The following is a 16,683-nucleotide window of genomic DNA, read 5'->3' as shown; positions in this document are numbered from 1 at the left end:
GACCTTGGGCAAATGCCGCCGCTGCTGCCGGCAAAAGCAAGCCAGGGCATGAATTGCGCCCAAAGTGTATCTATTCGAATCCTCCTGCGCGCCGCGGCATGGTACTTGCATTTCCTGAAGGGCCGTCGCCATGCCAACCATGTCATTCAGGAGATGAAATGAGTTCAATGTACCTGAGCGTCAACACGCATCAGTCCCAGACACTTTCACCTCGCTTGCAGCGTGCCGTTCAACTGCTGCAGATGTCTTCCCTGGACTTTGCCGCAATGGTGCGCAGCAAGGTGGGAGAAAATCCTTTCCTGGAGGAAGAGGACCTCGAAGCCAATGCAGGAGAGCCGGCCGCCACGGATGCGCCTGCCCAGGACAGTGAATTCACCAGGGAAGACTCTTTTGCCAGCGACCGCGACATCTGGCTGGCCGATGGCTCGACAGGACGACGCCTCAAGGACAGCGAGGACTCCTCTGCCATGGACCTCACGGCATCGGACACCACGCTGGCCATGCATTTGCGCACACAGGTGAATGTCATGCCCTTGTCTTCACGGGATCTGTATCTGGCCCAGGCCATCATCGAATCCCTGGACGATGACGGATATCTGCGCACCAGCCTGGAAGAGCTTGCCCAGCTCCTTCCCCTCACGCCGCCCCCCCTGATCGAAGAGCTCACCATCGCACTGCGCCTGGTGCAGTCTCTGGATCCGGCCGGCGTGGGAGCTCGCGACGTGCGTGAATGCCTGATGCTCCAATGCTCGCGCATCGAAGACACATTCCTGCGCCGGATTGCCAAGAACATCATCGAGCATCATCTGGACAAGTTGGCCGCGCGAGACGTGGGAAAGCTCAGCAAGGTGCTGGAACAGCCGGCCGCGCACATCGAAGCCGCCATCGCGTGCATACGGCGGCTCAATCCCCGTCCCGGCTGGTCGGTCGGCACATCCCGTACCGACTACATCGTTCCGGATGTCATCGTCCGCCGCAGCCAGGGCAGTTGGGATGTGCAGCTCAACCCCGCCGTGATACCGCGGGTACGCATGAACAAGGTCTACGAGGAGCTTTTCCAGAGGCATCGGCGCAAGGAACATGCCGAGCTGGCAGACCATCTTCAGGACGCCCGCTGGACTTTGCGCAATGTCGCCCAGCGTTTCTCGACCATTCTGGATGTCGCCCAGGCCATCGTGCGCAAGCAGCACCTGTTCCTGGAGTTCGGCGCCATGGCGATGAAGCCTTTGCTTCTGCGGGAGATTGCAGATGAAATCGGGGTGCACGAATCCACGGTCTCCCGGGTCACCAACAACAAATACATGGCCACGCCACTGGGCGTCTTCGAGCTGAAATACTTCTTCTCGCGTCCCATGCTGAGCGCAAGCGGCAAGGCCTGCTCGGCCACCGCCATCCGTGAACTGATCAGCGACATCATCGCTGCGGAATCCCCCGCCCAGCCCCTGTCCGATGGAAAGATCACCGATCAGCTGGCCATGCAGGGACTGGTGGTCGCCCGGCGCACCGTTACCAAATACCGCCAGCTGCTCCAGATTGCCCCGGTCGAAAAGCGTCGCCGCTACTTCTAGAAAATGACAATGCCGCCAGCGGATGGGCCGCTGGCGGCATTCATTGCTTGCGGCCGGGCCGCACGGTCAACTACGCAGCATCAATGGCTGCCCTTGGAGCCGGTAGAACCGGTAGAACCGGTAGAGCCAGTAGTGCTGTCATGGCCGCTGGCGGACGATCCGGAAGCCGTCCCCGATGTGGAGCCGGACGTCCCGCTCGTTGAAGAGCCCGATGTCGAGCCCGACGCGGAACCGGAAGGCTTGCTGTTGTTGGTACGCTGATTGCGCCACTGCGAGAACTCATCCGAGAACTTCTTGTAGCGGTCATTGCGCCAGGAGCGGTAATCCTCATCCAGCGCCCGCACCTGCTCGTCACGCCACTGGCTGTAGTCAGGGTCGAAATGCTCATGATGTCCGCCCGAACGGCCTTGATGCCATCCCTGGCCCTGGCCGCCGCCTTCCCAGCCTTGCGAGCCGCCCTGCTGGTTGCCGCCGTAGCCACCGCCATAGCCGCCATAACCGCTGGAGCCATATTGGCCCTGCGAGCCCTGGCGGCCCTGCCATTGCGACGAGCCTCCCCCATACTGGCCTTGCTGGCCGCCGTAGCGACCCTGGCTGCCGTAGCCACCACCATAGCCGCCGCCTTGATAGCCGGACCCGTATTCGTTGCCGCCCATGCCCGATTCGTAGCCGCCGCCGGAATAGCCGCCCTGCTGGCCACCATAGCCGCCACCTTGATAGCCGCCGTAGCCTCCGCCATAGCCGCCTTGGTGGCCGCCATAGCCTCCGCCGTAGCCGCTCTGGTGGCCGCCGTAGCCTCCACCACCTTGCTGGCTGCCGTAGTAGCCGCCGCCTTGCTGGCTTTGCTGCCCGCCCTGGTAGCCGCCCTGATAGCCTTGCTGGCCACCTTGGTAACCTTGCTGGCCTCCCTGGTAGCCGCCCTGATACCCGCCTTGCTGGCCGCCCCGGTATTCGCTTTCACCGCGCCAGTCGCCAGAGTTGCCTCCAGAGGAGCTCCGGTTGCCTTCGCGCCCCTGAAAACCTTCACCCATGTCCTGCTGTGCATGGCGAGCTGTGCCTTGACGACCGTGCTCTTCGTGTTGTGCCATTACTGGATCCTTTCATATGCGTTGCAATACCAGACTCCGGAAAATGAAGCCTGCCCTGAGGGTTGGCAAACGCCATGCCTGCGCACGGGTACGGGACTTGGCTGCGGCAGCGCCTGCTTGTAAACCGTTCTGCAATCCTTGCAGCGCTCCCGCCGAGCCAACGCACCACATGCCCCTTGGCACACAGGAGGCGCACTGACGCCGGGCGCTAACGCGATTTGCGCAGCAGCTTTTCCCTGTGTTGGGCATCCAGGCCCGGCGTATTGCGCAGATCGGTGTCCACCTGCCCGGATTTGAGATCCTGTGCGGCTTGCTCCATGGCAGGATCCGGCTGTCGGCTGGTCGCATCCGTGCTCTCGTCACGCTCGTTGGGCAATCTCAGCTGCGGCTGTGCAGGACCCGATTCGCCCGGCGCATGCGGGGCCTGGCCCACATGGACCCTGGGCTTCAATGGGGCTCCCGGAATTTTTCGTATTTGGCGTTTCTTCATTTCTGTTCTCCTTGCTCATTCGTCTGCACAGCTGCGTGTCCACCCCGTCGCGCCAAGGCGGCAACGCCGGCAATCACCTCGGAAGGGGAGGCAGTTTTGGAAAGATGGGATTGAAAGCCCGACATCAGCACGATCAAACCTTCATTGGGCTGCGATGAATTTGTCAGGGCAATGGCGGACATTCTTCTTGCCAGCGCTATGCCTTTTGCCTCTTCCATGTCGCGGATCCGCGCCATCACCTGGCGTCCGTCCTCCTTTCCGAGCGAGCTGTCGCAGATCAGCACCGCAGGCCATTGCTGCAACGGCCGCGCTTCAAGCCAGTCCAACACCTGCTGCCCCGAGGAAAAACTGTAGGTGCGGGCGCCCTCGGCGTGCAATACGGATTCGAAGAAAGCCCTCACGGCCTCGCTGTCGTCCACGATCAGCACCTCCACCCCGCCCAGGCCGGCGGACTCGGGCTGCCCTGGCAGCAGCGCAGCGCCGCCCGCGGCCGTGGCGCGGGTCCCGCGCAGGGGCAAATCCACCGAAAAGCGCATTCCCTGCACCGAGGTAGGCAGCTTGATCGTCAGCTTGCCGCCCTGGCGCTCTATGGACGAGCGCAGCACCAGCGGATCGAACTTGGAAGAAACAGGCTCCTGCACGGAGGAGTCCGATGGCGATAGATGCCGGCCATCCGTCAACGACAGCTGTGCGCGCTCGCCCGCACGCTCCAGCCGCAACTCGATGCGCCCGCCCGCGGGTGTCGCGTCGATCGCGTGCATGCAGATGTCCCAGATGGCCTGCGACAGTACCGAAGGGTCGCCGCTGATGCGCAAGGGCTCCGGATGGATATGGGTATAGAGCTGGATCGACTTGGCCTCCAGCACACTGCCCAGGCCGTCGACCACACTGGCCAGCAGCACGCCCAGATTGAGCGGCTGGCGCACCAGCTTTCTTTCGAGCCGATCGAACTCCTGCTTCTGAAGCTGCAGGTCCCAGAGCTGCGCATACAGGCCGCGCCGTGAAAGCAGCTCCTCGTGTCCCCCCTGCTCCACGATGCGGCCTTTGTCGAGCACCAGGATATGGTCGGCATCCACAATCGTGGAGAGCCGGTGCGCGATCACCAGCGTGGTGCGGTGGGCTGCCAGCCTGTCCAGCTGCGTCTGAATGGCTTTCTCCGAGCGGGTATCCAGCGCCGAAGTGGCCTCATCGAGGAGCATGATCGGCGCGTTCTTGAGGAACGCGCGCGCAATGGCAATGCGCTGTTTCTCTCCCCCCGACAGCTTCAGGCCGCGCTCCCCCACCAGGGTATCGAAATGCTGGGGCAGGGAGGCAATGAGCTCATCGATCTGCGCGGCCTTTGCCGCTTCGATGATTTCGACCATGGAAGCTCCGGGCCGGCCATAGGCGATGTTGTACGCCACGCTTTCATTGAACAGCGTACTGTCCTGGGGAACCACGCCTACCGCAGCGCGCAAGCTCTCCAGCGTCACCATGCTGATGTCGCAGTCGTCGATGAGTACCCGCCCGCGCTGCGGGTCATAGGTGCGCAGCAGCAGGCGCGCCAAAGTGGATTTGCCCGAACCGCTGCCGCCCACCACCGCGACTGTCTGGCCGGGCCCGATCCGGAAACTGACGTCCCACAGCACCTGGCGCCCGGGTTCGTAGGAAAAATCGACATGCTCGAAGATCACTTCGCCGCGTGTGACGGTCAGCGGAGTGGCGCGCGCACTTTCCTCGATTTCGGGACGCAGTGCCAGCATCTGCCGCAGCTTTTCGGCGTTGGTCAGCGCATCGCGGGCCTCGCGGAACAGAAAGCCCAGGGCATTGAGCGGCAGGCAGATCTGGATCACATAGGTATTGAGCAATACCAGATCGCCCACGGTGATGCGGCCATGTATTGCCTCCAGGCCGGCAAAAAGCATGATGGCCCCCACGCCGAAAGCGATGATGGCCCCCTGGCCCAGATGCAGCGCCGACAGTGCCTTCTGGTTTTCCACGCTTTGCTCCACCCAGGCGTTGCGGGCCTTCTGGTAGCGCTGCACTTCCTGCGGGCCGCGTGCGTTGTTGCGCACGGCTTCCTGGTTGACCAGGCTGTCGAGCAGCAGGCCGTTGGAGCGTGAATCAAGCTCGTTGACACGGCGCTGGAACAGGACTCTGCGCCGTGTCATCACCGTGGTGTAGCTGGCATAGACGATGAAGGTGAGAAAGATGATGGCGGTGAACCAGAGGCTGTAGCCGGCCGCCATGATGGCCATCACGGACACAATCTCCACCAGCGTGGGCAGCAGCGTGAACAGCAGGGCGCCCAGCAGAAAGCCCACTCCGGCGGTGCCCCGATCCATGTCGCGGATCATCGCGCCGGTATGCATCTGCAGGTGAAAGCGCGGCCCCATCCGGTGCATGTGCGCCAGCGCGCGCTGCGCAAAATCTGCCACCGTGACCAGGGTGACACGGGCATAGCACAGGTCACGCAGCTCGGTAAACAACGTGCTCAGGAAACGCAGCAGCGCATACCCGACCAGCAGAAAAACCGGCAGCATGATGATGTGGGCCCCGTTGGGCGCCAGCGGCGATGTTCCGGTATTCAGTTCGGACGCCAGGCTCCCAGGGGAACTGAAAAGATCGACAATCCGCTTGAATACGAGGGGCACGCAGACCGCTGCCACCTTGGCCAGCACCAGCAGCACCAGGGCTGCGAGGGTGCGCCGCCGATAGCGCCACGTGGCGCGCCACAGCTCCATAAGAATGCCAGGGGCAGCTCCCGCATCCGCTTTTTCGGTGTTCTTCAACTCAGGCATGCTGTACTCCGTTGGCGGAGAACGCCTCTTCCAGGGCACTGCTGAGTTCGCTGGTCAGCAGCTCCCTGGCGATGGCCTCGGGCCGGAACCAGAATGCAAACTCGAACTGCCGCGACGTCCCGCCCACGGAGCGCAGCAATATCTGCGGCGCCGGCGCGGCAAGCACCATCGCGTGGCTGCGCGCCACCTGCATCAGCAATTGCTCCAGCAGTGCGGGATCCGTATCTGCGGCCAGCGTCGCGGCGATGCGCAGGCGCACCGGCTCCTCGAGGTAGGCGGAGTTGATGACGTTTTCCACGATGAAACGCTGGTTGGGAACCAGCACGGCCACGTTGTCCGCCGTGACCAGCGTCGTGCGCCGGGCCGAGATCTCGCGCACCACGCCTGCGATGGAGCCCACCTCGATGTGGTCGCCCACCTTGATGGGCCTCTCGAGCATGACGATCAGGCCGCTGATGAAGTTGCTGAAGATGTTCTGCAGGCCGAACCCCACCCCCACGCCGACCGCACCGGCCACCACCCCCAAGGCCGACAGGTTGATGCCCACGTTCTGCAGGATCAGCACCATGCCCAGAACCAGCACCAGATAACGCAGCACGGAAGCGATTGCGATGCGCGTTCCATGGTCGACGTGGAAGCGGCTCAGCACCCGTCTGACCAGCCAGCGCCTCAATGCCCCGGCAAACCAGAACAGCAGGCTCATGAGCAGCACCAGCTTGAGGAGAGAGCCTACGGTGATTGCCAAGTCGCCCACCTTCAACAGCACCACATCGAGCGCAGCAAACAGCCAGCCCTCATGTGAAGTCAGATTCTCGAAGCTCATGGGTCGCCGGGCGGCAATTGCTGTACCCACAACGTCGTGCTGCGCCGGGAACGGTTCTTGCTCCCGATTTCCTGGTAGCAACCAACCTTCGACACAATGGACACTCTCAAAGACAAGACGGTGCTGGTCACCGGTGCAGGCAGCGGTCTTGGCGCCGCCATTTCGCGCAAGCTCGTGCATGCCCAGGCCCGGGTAGTTCTTGCGGACATCGATGCAGGCAAGGTCGCACATATCGCCAGCACGATCGATCCCTCGGGACTATCGACAATGGCCCTGAATTTCGATGTGGGCCAGCAGTCCAGCATCGCCGATGCCTTGGCGGCCGTACGCGAACGCTGGGGCGGCCTCGACGTGCTCATCAACAATGCCGGCACAGACCATACCGCCTCCATTGATGAGATAGAAAGCCAGGAATGGACGCGTGTCGTCCAGACCAATCTTTTCGGCCCCTTTTTGCTGAGCAAAGCCGCGCTGCCCATGCTGCGGGAGTCCGACATGGGCCGCGGAGGCCACATCGTCAACGTTGCTTCGACGGCTGCGTTGCGCGCCTGGCCCAATGCAAGCGCCTACCACGCCAGCAAATGGGGCCTGCGCGGACTCAGCGAAGCAATGCATGTGGAACTGCGAGCCAGCGGCATCCGCGTCTCCACCCTGTTTGCCGGCGGCATGCGCACCCCCTTTCTGCTCGAGCGCTTTCCCGACCTGAATCCGGATGTGCTGCAGGATCCCGACAATGTGGCCAGCACCGTGCTGTTCCTGCTGGGCATGCCAAGAGGGACGGTCATCGCCGAAGTCATGGTTTTGCCTGACCAGGAGACATCATGGCCATGAAACCGGAATGGGCCCATGCCAAGAACATATTGGCTGTGCGGCTCGACAGCATGGGCGATGTGCTCATGACTTCACCGGCACTCGCTGCCGTGCGCCACAGCGCACCGGACATGCGGCTCACGCTGCTCACTTCAGGTGCGGGCGCCGAAGTTGCCTCCATGATCGATGCGGTGGACGAGACGCTCGTCTACGCGGCCCCATGGGTGGGGCCCGCATCGGCAGCCGGCTCGGCCCGATCGGACCTCAATCTCATGGCCGAACTGGCTGCGCGCCGCTTCGATGCGGCCATCATCTTCACGGTCTGTACGCAAAGTGCGCTGCCTGCCGCGTTGCTCTGCAGGCTTGCCGGCATTCCCTTGAGACTGGCCCATTCCCGCGAAAACCCCTACGCGCTCTTGACGAACTGGGCCCCTGAGCAGGACACCTGCATAGCCACTGCACGGCATGAGGTGCAAAGGCAGCTAGACCTGGTCCACCATGTCGGCTACGAAACGGCCGACGAGCATCTGCGCCTGCGCTACGACGGCAACGACGTGCAGCAAATGCAGCAGGCTCTTGCTGCGGCGGGCGGCTCTCCCGACCGGCCCTACATCGTCATTCATCCCGGCGCCAGCGCCGCGTCGCGCCGTTATCCCGCCGACCGTTATGGCGTCGTGGCCCAGGCGCTGCAGGCACATGGCGACTACCAGGTGGTATTTACCGGTTCGGACGAAGAAGCAGAGCTCGTGGCACAGGCCGCATCCCGCATGGAGCGGCCACCCATCAATCTGGCTGGCCGCCTGAGCCTGGGAGGGTTGGCCGCCTTGATCGCCGGAGCCCGCGCCCTGCTTTGCAACAACACCGGACCCGCCCACCTGGCTGCAGCGCTGGGCACGCCAGTGGCGGTGCTCTACGCCCTGACGAATCCGCAGCACACGCCGTGGCGCGTGCCTTCGCGCGTGCTCAGCCACGATGTGCCATGCAGGAACTGCCTCAAAAGCAAATGCCCGCAAATCCATCATGACTGTCTGGAACGCATTGCACCCGAAACAGTCTTGGACGCCGTTCATGCGTTGCTGGCCGAGACGGAGTCATCCGTCCAGAAAAGAGCAGTGCCGCAGGCCTGGACCCGCACGAGCCATTGGCGAAAGCCGTCGCTGGCACCGTGCGCCCGCCCCCTTGCTTTCTGAAAACGGCCATGTACACGACAAAAATATGCCACCGCAACGAACTGGTTTCCCGGGCGGCCAGCCTTGCCCGTCCCGTGGTCTTCACCAATGGCGTGTTTGATCTCCTGCACCGGGGCCATGTGGAATGCCTGGAAGCGGCACGGCGCCTGGGCGCTTCGCTGATCGTGGGCATCAACAGCGACCGCTCCGTCAAGACGCTGGGCAAGGGACCCGGACGCCCTCTCAACTGCGCCGACGACCGGATGGCGGTCATTGCCGCGCTGCAATGCGTCTCGCTGGCCGTTGTCTTCGAGGAACCCACGCCCATGGCGCTGCTTGCCGATCTCAAACCCAACATCTATGCCAAAGGAGGCGACTACAACATTTGCACGCTGCACGAGGCAGAACTCATGCAGCAATGGGGCGGCCGCACCGTCATTCTGGACTATGTGAAAGGACGCTCGACAACCCACCTGATCGAGCGGGCCCATCAGATCCACACCATGGAGAGAGCGCTATGAAAGCATTGAAAAAATCCCAAGTGGTACGTATTGCCGATCATGTCGGCCGAGAAGGACCCTACCCCAGCGCTCTGCGGGAACACATCGCCCTGTTCGACGATCTGGCCGCCATCAGGCCCGAGGTGGAGGATGCGGCTGCCGTCATCGTGCGCAGCCTGGCAGACGGAAAAAAGCTCATGCTCTGCGGCAATGGCGGCTCTGCCGCCGACAGCCAGCATCTGGCCGCCGAGCTGACCGGCCGTTTTGTCAAGGACCGCCGTCCGCTGGCGGCCATAGCCTTGACCACGGACAGCTCCGCCCTGACCTGCATTGCCAACGACTATGACTTCGACGAAGTGTTCTCCCGGCAGTTGGCGGGCCTCGGGCGCCCGGGCGATTGCCTGCTGGCGATCTCCACCTCAGGCAATTCCAGCAATGTGATACAGGCCGTGGAAACCGCCCGGCGCATGCGCATTGCGACCGTGGCCTTGACGGGCCGCGGCGGCGGCCGCCTTCGCGACCTCTGCGACACGGCCATCGTCGTTCCCTCGACCATCACCGCCAGAATTCAGGAAGCCCACATCTTCGTCGGCCATGTCCTGTGTGCCCTGGTGGAACAAGGCCTGGCACGGGCCGGCATGCTCCACGCGGAGCAGCCGGCGGCCTCCTGAGCCAGGGGCTCATATCGCCCCGACGCTGCCTGTGACGGGCAGCACAATGCCCGTCACATAGCCGGACATCACGCCAGATGCCAGAAAAACGTATGCGGGCGACAGCTCCTCTGGCTGGGCCGCCCGCCCCATGTCGGTGTTTTTGCCGAACTTGGCCACTTTTTCTGCGGGAGAATCCGCGGGATTCAAAGGGGTCCAGACCGGCCCCGGCGCAACGGCATTGACCCGGATGCCCCGCTCCAGCAGGTTTTGCGCCAGTGATTTGGTGAATGCATGCACTGCGCCCTTGGTGGCTGCATAGTCCAGCAACTGGGCACTGCCCTGCAGCCCGACGACGGAGCCGGTGTTGATGATGGCGGCTCCACGCTCCAGGTGTGCAGTCGCGGCCTTTGCCATATGGAAATAGCCGCCGATATTCGTCTGCAGCGTCTCCTGCAAGCGCTCATCGGTGATGTCGTCGAGCGACTTCGCATGCTCCTGGAAAGCCGCGTTGTTCACCAGCACATCAAGATGGCCGAACTTCTCCAGGGTCTTCTGCACTGCCTGCTTGCAAAATCCTTCGTCCTTGACGTCGCCACGGATCAACAGGCAACTGCGCCCTTCGCGCTCCACGCAGCGGCATGTCTCTTGCGCATCTTCGTCGGAACTCAGATAGACAATGGCTACATCGGCACCCTCGCGCGCATACAGCACGGCTACCGCCCGGCCGATCCCCGAATCACCACCGGTGATCAGTGCCACCTTGTCCTGCAGTTTCTGGCTTCCCAGATAATCGGGGGCCATGAAGCGGGGCGCCAGATCGAGCTCGGCCTCGCTGCCCGGTTTGTCGATATGCTGTGCGGGCATGTCCTGCGGCTGCTCGCGCGCGCCGGCCTGCACGGCGTGCTTGCCCTTGTCCTGGGAGCCGCCCTGGAAACTCGCTGCGGACTGCTTGTCCAGCCTGTCCTGCTCCTGCTGTATCTCGCGCTGTTTCGCAACGGTGTCCTGGCGTGCGCCAGAGGTTTTCTGCTCTTGGTTCATGCTGCTTCCTTCATGGTTTCGAGAGCGAGGACCGGCAATCCCCGCTCCCGCCAGCAGCATGGACAGCTAGTTTCCGTGCGGCGTGCTCTTGCGCTGCTTTGCCACCTGGTCCGCACTGACGGCTGCGGACGCATTGCCCCAGCTCGAACGCACAAAGCTGGCCAGATCCGCCACCTGGGCATCATTCAGGCGCCAGCCGAATGCGGGCATGGTGAAAGTCGAAGGCCGCGTGGCCGTGGCCGGCACCTGGTGGCCGTTGAGAATGATGGCCACCAGGTTGTGCGGGTCTGCGGAAAGCACGGCGCTGTTGCCGGCCAGGGCCGGAAAGACTTCCTGGTAACCCAGTCCGTCGGTGCGATGGCACGCGGCGCAGCTGTCCACGTACAACGCCGCGCCGCGCTGGCTGTCGTTGCCCTTCCATAGCGCCTCGGCCGTGGCCGTGTTGTAGGTGTAAGTGCTGGCAGCGCCATCCGCAGGAAGGGCCTTGAGGTAGGCCGCAATGGCGTGCAGATCCCCGTCAGTCATGTGCTGCGTGCTGTGGCTGACTACGTCGGCCATGCCGCCGAACACGGCGCTGTGCCGGTTGCGGCCGGTCTTGAGCAGGGCCACGATGTCCTCCTCGCTCCAGCGCGCCAGCCCGTCGCTGCCGCCCGTGCGCAGGCTTTTCGCGACCCAGCCGTCCATGGTGGCCCCCCCCGCCAGAAACTGTGCATCGGCTGCTGCCAGGCCTTTTTCCTGCATGGTGAAGGCCCGCGGCGTATGGCAGGCGCCGCAGTGCCCCAGCCCTTCGACCAGATAGGCTCCACGGGCTTTCACGTCGGCCTCCGGAGTGCCTTGCGCTGCAATGGCGGGAGCCTGTTTCAGCTGCACCTTGTCCGCGTCGGGTGCAAACATGCCGCGCCAGACGGCCAGCGGCCAGCGCATGGACAAAGGCCAGGGAATGTCGTTGCCCGGCACCGCGTGCTCCACTGGCGGCAGGCTCAGGAAGTAGGCGAACAGGTCCTTCATGTCCTGCTCGCTCACACGTGCATACGAGGGATAGGGCATGGCCGGATACAGGCTGCCCTTGCCTTTGGCCACGCCATGGCGCACCGCCCGGTCGAAATCCTCGAAGCTGTAGCCCCCGATGCCGGTCCTGGCATCGGGCGTGATGTTGGAGCTGTAGATGGTGCCTATGGGCGAGGACATGGGCAGCCCTCCCGCGAACGGCTGGCCACCCGGTGCCGTATGGCAGGCCACGCAATCGCCTGCACGGGCCAGATATGCGCCGCGGCTCACGGCATCGGCACCGGGAGCCGGCGCTCCGGCAGGCAGCGCATGGGGTTGTGCAGTCACCATGGGCTGCGGATCGCGCCCCATGCCGTTGGCAATATGCGCGAGCGGCGCGGCAGAGCTTTTTGGCGCATCGCCTTTCTGGCCATGGGCCAGGCCAACGGCGCCTGCCAGCAGCACCATGCCGGCAAGCAGCGTAACAGGCAGGACGGAGTTCTTGCGGCTTGTCTTCATTGCGTGCTCCTCATGCCTTGATCAAGGCGCCTGGGCTCTTGAGGTACTGCTCGCGGATTGCCCGCGCCGACCAGTAGGCCAGCGCAGCGACCAGGCCCGTGGGGTTGTACCCCAGTCCCTGCGGAAAGGCCGACGCGCCAAGAACAAAGACGTTGTGCACATCCCAGGATTGCAGGTAGCGGTTCACGACACTGGTCGCCGGGTCGGTGCCCATGATGGCCCCGCCGTTCAGGTGCGTGGTCTGATAGCTGTTGGTATCGAAGCGCGTGCCCTCCTTCTTGCCGTACACGCCCATGGCTTTGCCCCCCATGGCCTTGGCAAGCAGCCCCATTTTTTCCTGCATGAAGAGGTTCATCTTGATGTCGTTGGGCTGCCAGTCGAAGGTCATGCGCAGCAGCGGGTTGCCGTAGGCATCCTTGTAGGTAGGATCCAGGCTCAGGTAGTTGGCGCGGTAGCTCTGGTGGGCGCCGTGCGAATCCATGGACACATGGTGGGTGTAATACTGGGCCGTGGCGGCTTTCCAGGCGCTGCCCCAGCCCGGCGTGCCCGGCGGCGTGACGGAGGCAGCAATGGGCTTGGTACCGGCCTGGTTGACCCAGAATGGCGAGCCGCCCACAAACCCGTGCGGCCCATGGTCGAAGTTGTCGGCGTTGAAGTCATCCACCGCAACACCGTTGCCGCCCGCTCCCACGAAGGTATTCGTATAGTGCTGGCCCTTGTCGAAGAAGACCTTGATGGTCGCCATGTTCTGGAACGCGAAGTTGCGCCCCACCACACCGGTGTTGCTCACCGGGTCATAAGGCTTGCCGATGCCCGACAGCAGCAGCATGCGCACATTGTTGAACTGGAAGCTGCACACGGCCACGATATCGGCAGGCTGGAACACTTCCTGGCCCGAGGCATCCATGTAGGTCACGCCCGTGGCGGTCTTGCCGTCTTCGGCCAGGTTGATGCGCGTGGCCTGGCACAGCGTGCGCAGCTCGAAACGCGGATCCATGCGCAGCGCGGGCAGGATGTTCACGTTCGGCGAAGCCTTGGAATACATGTAGCAGGCGTAGCCGCTGCAAAAACCGCAGAAATTGCAGGGGCCCATCTGCGCGCCGTAGGGGTTGGTGTAGGGCCCGGAAGTGTTGGCCGACGGCATGTTGTACGGATGGTAGCCAACGGACTCGGCCGCCTTGGCAAACAACATGGCGGAGACCGTGTTCTTTTGCGCGGGCAGCGGAAAATCGCTGGAGCGATCCGGAGCGAAAGGATTGCCGCCTTTGCCCTCGCCGACCTTCTGCCCCTTGACCGTCCAGGCGGTGCCCGAGGTGCCGAACACCTTTTCGGCAAAATCGAAATACGGCTCCAGCTCCTCGTAGCTCACCCCGAAATCCTGGATGGTCATGCCTTCCGGAATGAAGTTCCTGCCGTAGCGCTCCTCGTAATGGCTGCGCAGGCGCAACTCCACCGGATCCACCCGGAAATGCACGCCCGACCAGTGCAGCCCTGCCCCGCCCACGCCCGTGCCGGGCAGGAAGGCGCCCAGTTGCCGATTGGGTAGGGCCACGTCGTTTACGGTATGGCGGATGGTGACGGTTTCCTTGGAGACATCGACGAACAGTTTCTTGCGCGAGTTGTAGGTCAGCTCGTCCATGGTCTGGGGGTAAACACCGTCGGGATCGGTATCCCGCGCCGGACCGCGTTCCAGCGCGACCACATTGAGGCCGGCCTCGGTCAGTTCCTTGGACATGATGGCGCCCGTCCAGCCAAAGCCGATGACCACCACGTCGGTCTTCTTCATTGTCTTTGCCATCTCTTCTCACCCTCGCTGGCCATGGATAGACACCGGCGGGAACGGATACTTCTCGTCACGCTCCACCCAGTCCATGAAATCGGCACGTGCGCCAGGAAAGCCTATGAGCTTCCAGCCGACCATGCCCTTGTTGCCGCCATGCAGCGGGTCGCTGAAGAATCCTTCGCGTGTATTCGTCCAGAGCATCGAAAAAAAGGTCTTGGAAGGCAGTCCCTCGAAATCCTCGATACCGTGCTCCATGGCGGCCAGCGCCTTGTCCTGGTCGGTAGCGGAGAGTTCGGCAAACTTCCTGCCGAGGTTCTTTTCGCTCCACCGGTCGGCCGCGGCGATGCCCAGCCGGTAGACCTCCCGGGGACTGAGCTTGAGCTGGTAGCCGAGCTCGGGTAACGCATTGGGGTCGAACGGTCCCTGCATGTACCAGAGGCTGCCGGCCGCGTACGCGGTGCCCATCTGGCGGTCGATGAATTCCGGAACACCTGCTTCGAGCGCGCCCGGGCCGAGGTCGTCCTGGGGTATGAGCCGTGCCACGGCCGACTGCAGAAACCGATATTCATCGGCACTGAAGAAACTGGGCCGGTAGCGTGCAGCATCCGCCATGGCCATATCCACGGCAGGCCCTGGCACCGGAGGCAGATGGTTATGCTCTGTAGTGGCCAGCGTGGCAGCTCCGCCTGCTGCTGCAAGCGCCGTGACTGGAATGATGGGCAAGGATTTCCGGAAGAAAGCACGCCGTGCCGGGTTCTGCGCAGTGTCGTCTTGGGCCATGGACCTTCCTTTTCACCTTCAAATGCATCTCGGAGCATCTCGCAGCCAATTCCTGCTCGCCAGCTGTATCGCTGGCAAAGAAAAGCCGGCCTGAAGTGATATCCAGGCCAGCGCTTGACGGCGTTCAATCACTATGCGAGCAAAGATAGCTTAAAGAAACGAAAGCCGTCAAACTCTTTGACTCAAGAGTCATTAACGACCTTTTCCATTTCCAGGACTGTTCCCGGGCAGCTGGCGTGCCATTTCAAGATGATGACGCAAGGTTGGCAAGGTCTTGGCAACGAAGTCCCTGACTTCACCATCTTTCACATTGTCCATCGCCTTCTGGAATAGCTCCAATGTTTCCCTATGGGCTGTAATTCCCATGTTTTCACTGTAGAGATGATCAAAATTCGAGCCCTCTGCAGAACTCAGCAACTTGATCTTGGCCTTTTGCAGCACGGAGGGCCCTTCCGGTAAATCAACCACCTTGGCTGCAGCCAGCCGATTCAGCTCTTCTGCAGTTTTTCCATGGTCTTCTATCATTTGCTGAGCAAATGTCTTTATCCGGTTATCCGAGGATTTCTGTACGGCAAGCCGGCTACTTTCTATCTCCGCATGATTGTTTTCCGCAGCCTGCTTGAGGAATGCCACATCCTTGTGAGCAAGCTTTTGCTGGGTTGCAACGGCCCCGTTTTCACTTCCTGTCTGCGGACGAGTTGTCTCGGTCCTTTGACCCGTTGTTCCGTGGATGACGGCGGGCTGCGCAGCGGCTGGAAAGCCCAGCAACAATGCCATGCATAGAGCTGGTTCAGCTATTGCGGTCTTGTACTCCGCCTTTTCTTTCATCTTGAATAGATCAGAGCGCATTTCATGCTCCCATGAGTTTAAAAAACCTGTCAGGCAATCGGCATTCCTGATTCAGATCTTCTTATTCCATCGACCATAAAAACTCTTGTTCGCCGGAGAAGCAACATCCACATATTCCTCTCTGCCCCATGTCGTTCAGGATGACTGGCATGAATATTGCCGCAATGGTGCGGCATATATGCACCCAACCTTGCACAGTCACCAGCAAACATGAAAAATGTCGAGGCGCATCATGGAAAGAAATATTTCCTCCAAAAGCAAGACTGCCAAGCATGGCGTCATCATTGCAGACCAAGAGAGAAAGTCTGCACCAGAGCAAAGACAAAGGAAAATTACCAACCATCCGAAAGGCCGGCCGATCGCTGCTGAACTACCAAAACCTCGGACAAGCAAATAAAAATTTTTCAGGTTCTACAGGATGCAGGAAATTCTTGCAGAAATTTTTCCATTCCGCAGAAATATTACTGTGCCATGATCAAACAAAAGCCATGTTCATGGAGCAGGACACGCACCCAAAGACCATGCCTGCGTAAATTTCCGAAAAACAAAAAATACGATAAAAGAGAAAACAACCAGCATAGACAGTTCTTCTTTTTCTTATTGTTTCTGCTGGTTTTCATACTCTTCATTTTTCAAAAGTCAATATATTAAAAATATTGATTATTCCAATAAATTTACTAAGCCCATGAAAAAACTCATGAAACTTTGAAAATGAAACTTTCATAACAGCAATTTCATCAATGGCTGCGCATCATTTTTGCTTGACGCGTAGACGCCCACCCCGGTCCCTTTTCATCTTTCTGAAGCCATCGGCCTAGTGCAATTCGGCTTCCGGACTTCTTCCGC

The 16,683-nt window shown here is 61.6% G+C and carries 15 protein-coding genes; 6 read left to right on the top strand and 9 right to left on the bottom strand.

The window, feature by feature from the left end; translation table 11 throughout:
- Positions 1 to 158: 158 nt before the first annotated feature.
- A complete protein-coding gene (gene rpoN, locus Cte04_RS14215; protein ID WP_066479039.1) occupies positions 159 to 1,568 on the top strand; it encodes an RNA polymerase factor sigma-54 in 1,410 nt (469 codons plus the stop codon).
- A gap of 80 nt (positions 1,569 to 1,648) precedes the next feature.
- On the opposite strand, the gene Cte04_RS14210 is transcribed toward rpoN, so the two are convergent.
- The 4 genes from Cte04_RS14210 to Cte04_RS14195 all read right to left on the bottom strand — a co-directional run bounded on the left by Cte04_RS14210 (position 1,649) and on the right by Cte04_RS14195 (position 6,749).
- Complete coding sequence (locus Cte04_RS14210; protein WP_157082018.1) at positions 1,649 to 2,656, bottom strand: hypothetical protein; 1,008 nt, start codon at positions 2,654 to 2,656, stop codon at positions 1,649 to 1,651.
- Positions 2,657 to 2,864: 208 nt separating this feature from the next.
- On the bottom strand, positions 2,865 to 3,146 hold the full coding sequence (locus Cte04_RS14205; protein ID WP_245633383.1) for a hypothetical protein: 282 nt from the start codon (positions 3,144 to 3,146) through the stop codon (positions 2,865 to 2,867).
- Positions 3,143 to 5,926, bottom strand: coding sequence for an ATP-binding cassette domain-containing protein (locus Cte04_RS14200; RefSeq protein ID WP_066479022.1), 2,784 nt, complete (start codon positions 5,924 to 5,926; stop codon positions 3,143 to 3,145). Before Cte04_RS14200 ends, Cte04_RS14205 begins: the two co-directional genes overlap by 4 nt.
- Positions 5,919 to 6,749 (bottom strand): mechanosensitive ion channel family protein, encoded by an 831-nt coding sequence (locus Cte04_RS14195; RefSeq protein ID WP_066479020.1) that lies wholly within the window; start codon positions 6,747 to 6,749, stop codon positions 5,919 to 5,921. Before Cte04_RS14195 ends, Cte04_RS14200 begins: the two co-directional genes overlap by 8 nt.
- 96 nt (positions 6,750 to 6,845) lie before the next feature.
- Here Cte04_RS14195 and Cte04_RS14190 point away from each other — a divergent pair, with 96 nt between their 5' ends.
- Genes Cte04_RS14190 through Cte04_RS14175 form a run of 4 tightly spaced genes read left to right on the top strand, consistent with a single transcriptional unit; the run spans position 6,846 to position 9,899 of the window.
- Positions 6,846 to 7,580 carry an SDR family oxidoreductase gene (locus tag Cte04_RS14190; RefSeq protein WP_066479018.1) on the top strand — a complete coding sequence of 245 codons (735 nt, stop codon included), beginning with the start codon at positions 6,846 to 6,848 and terminating at the stop codon, positions 7,578 to 7,580.
- Between the two features lie 50 nt (positions 7,581 to 7,630).
- Positions 7,631 to 8,749, top strand: coding sequence for a glycosyltransferase family 9 protein (locus Cte04_RS14185; RefSeq protein ID WP_245633382.1), 1,119 nt, complete (start codon positions 7,631 to 7,633; stop codon positions 8,747 to 8,749).
- An 8-nt stretch (positions 8,750 to 8,757) separates the two neighbouring features.
- Positions 8,758 to 9,249 (top strand): adenylyltransferase/cytidyltransferase family protein, encoded by a 492-nt coding sequence (locus Cte04_RS14180; protein WP_066479017.1) that lies wholly within the window; start codon positions 8,758 to 8,760, stop codon positions 9,247 to 9,249.
- Entirely contained in the window at positions 9,246 to 9,899 is a 654-nt protein-coding gene (locus Cte04_RS14175; RefSeq protein WP_083526672.1) for a D-sedoheptulose-7-phosphate isomerase, read from the top strand. Before Cte04_RS14180 ends, Cte04_RS14175 begins: the two co-directional genes overlap by 4 nt.
- Before the next feature lie 9 nt (positions 9,900 to 9,908).
- Here the strand turns inward: Cte04_RS14175 and Cte04_RS14170 are convergent, their stop codons facing one another.
- From Cte04_RS14170 to Cte04_RS14150, 5 genes are all read right to left on the bottom strand, one after another.
- Positions 9,909 to 10,919, bottom strand: coding sequence for an SDR family oxidoreductase (locus Cte04_RS14170; RefSeq protein ID WP_066479016.1), 1,011 nt, complete (start codon positions 10,917 to 10,919; stop codon positions 9,909 to 9,911).
- Between the two features lie 66 nt (positions 10,920 to 10,985).
- A complete protein-coding gene (locus tag Cte04_RS14165; protein ID WP_245633381.1) occupies positions 10,986 to 12,425 on the bottom strand; it encodes a cytochrome c in 1,440 nt (479 codons plus the stop codon).
- Between the two features lie 10 nt (positions 12,426 to 12,435).
- Positions 12,436 to 14,223 (bottom strand): GMC family oxidoreductase, encoded by a 1,788-nt coding sequence (locus tag Cte04_RS14160; protein ID WP_066479013.1) that lies wholly within the window; start codon positions 14,221 to 14,223, stop codon positions 12,436 to 12,438.
- 6 nt (positions 14,224 to 14,229) lie between these two features.
- The gene (locus Cte04_RS14155) at positions 14,230 to 14,988 is read right to left on the bottom strand and encodes a gluconate 2-dehydrogenase subunit 3 family protein (protein ID WP_066479012.1); all 759 of its coding nucleotides are present in this window, start codon (positions 14,986 to 14,988) and stop codon (positions 14,230 to 14,232) included.
- A 192-nt stretch (positions 14,989 to 15,180) separates the two neighbouring features.
- Positions 15,181 to 15,837, bottom strand: a complete 657-nt coding sequence (locus Cte04_RS14150; protein ID WP_066479011.1) for a DUF4142 domain-containing protein — start codon at positions 15,835 to 15,837, stop codon at positions 15,181 to 15,183.
- Positions 15,838 to 15,986: 149 nt separating this feature from the next.
- Between Cte04_RS14150 and Cte04_RS14145 the strand changes: the two genes are divergently transcribed.
- Positions 15,987 to 16,370: a hypothetical protein gene (locus tag Cte04_RS14145; RefSeq protein WP_157082014.1), complete on the top strand. Its 384-nt coding sequence runs from the start codon at positions 15,987 to 15,989 to the stop codon at positions 16,368 to 16,370.
- Positions 16,371 to 16,683: the final 313 nt, after the last annotated feature.

Source organism: Comamonas terrae (assembly GCF_001544075.1).
GTDB lineage: Bacteria > Pseudomonadota > Gammaproteobacteria > Burkholderiales > Burkholderiaceae_C > Comamonas > Comamonas terrae.
This window is presented reverse-complemented; position numbering and strand designations above follow the sequence as displayed.

Coding starts and splice junctions, on each gene's coding strand:
- Cte04_RS14205 (WP_245633383.1), bottom strand. CDS start 3,146: ATGAAGAAACGCCAAATACGAAAAATTCCGGGAGCCCCATTGAAGCCC.
- Cte04_RS14185 (WP_245633382.1), top strand. CDS start 7,631: ATGGGCGATGTGCTCATGACTTCACCGGCACTCGCTGCCGTGCGCCAC.
- Cte04_RS14200 (WP_066479022.1), bottom strand. CDS start 5,926: ATGCCTGAGTTGAAGAACACCGAAAAAGCGGATGCGGGAGCTGCCCCT.
- Cte04_RS14190 (WP_066479018.1), top strand. CDS start 6,846: ATGGACACTCTCAAAGACAAGACGGTGCTGGTCACCGGTGCAGGCAGC.
- Cte04_RS14155 (WP_066479012.1), bottom strand. CDS start 14,988: ATGGCCCAAGACGACACTGCGCAGAACCCGGCACGGCGTGCTTTCTTC.
- Cte04_RS14145 (WP_157082014.1), top strand. CDS start 15,987: ATGAATATTGCCGCAATGGTGCGGCATATATGCACCCAACCTTGCACA.
- Cte04_RS14150 (WP_066479011.1), bottom strand. CDS start 15,837: ATGCGCTCTGATCTATTCAAGATGAAAGAAAAGGCGGAGTACAAGACC.
- rpoN (WP_066479039.1), top strand. CDS start 159: ATGAGTTCAATGTACCTGAGCGTCAACACGCATCAGTCCCAGACACTT.
- Cte04_RS14170 (WP_066479016.1), bottom strand. CDS start 10,919: ATGAACCAAGAGCAGAAAACCTCTGGCGCACGCCAGGACACCGTTGCG.
- Cte04_RS14160 (WP_066479013.1), bottom strand. CDS start 14,223: ATGGCAAAGACAATGAAGAAGACCGACGTGGTGGTCATCGGCTTTGGC.
- Cte04_RS14180 (WP_066479017.1), top strand. CDS start 8,758: ATGTACACGACAAAAATATGCCACCGCAACGAACTGGTTTCCCGGGCG.
- Cte04_RS14175 (WP_083526672.1), top strand. CDS start 9,246: ATGAAAGCATTGAAAAAATCCCAAGTGGTACGTATTGCCGATCATGTC.
- Cte04_RS14165 (WP_245633381.1), bottom strand. CDS start 12,425: ATGAAGACAAGCCGCAAGAACTCCGTCCTGCCTGTTACGCTGCTTGCC.
- Cte04_RS14195 (WP_066479020.1), bottom strand. CDS start 6,749: ATGAGCTTCGAGAATCTGACTTCACATGAGGGCTGGCTGTTTGCTGCG.
- Cte04_RS14210 (WP_157082018.1), bottom strand. CDS start 2,656: ATGGCACAACACGAAGAGCACGGTCGTCAAGGCACAGCTCGCCATGCA.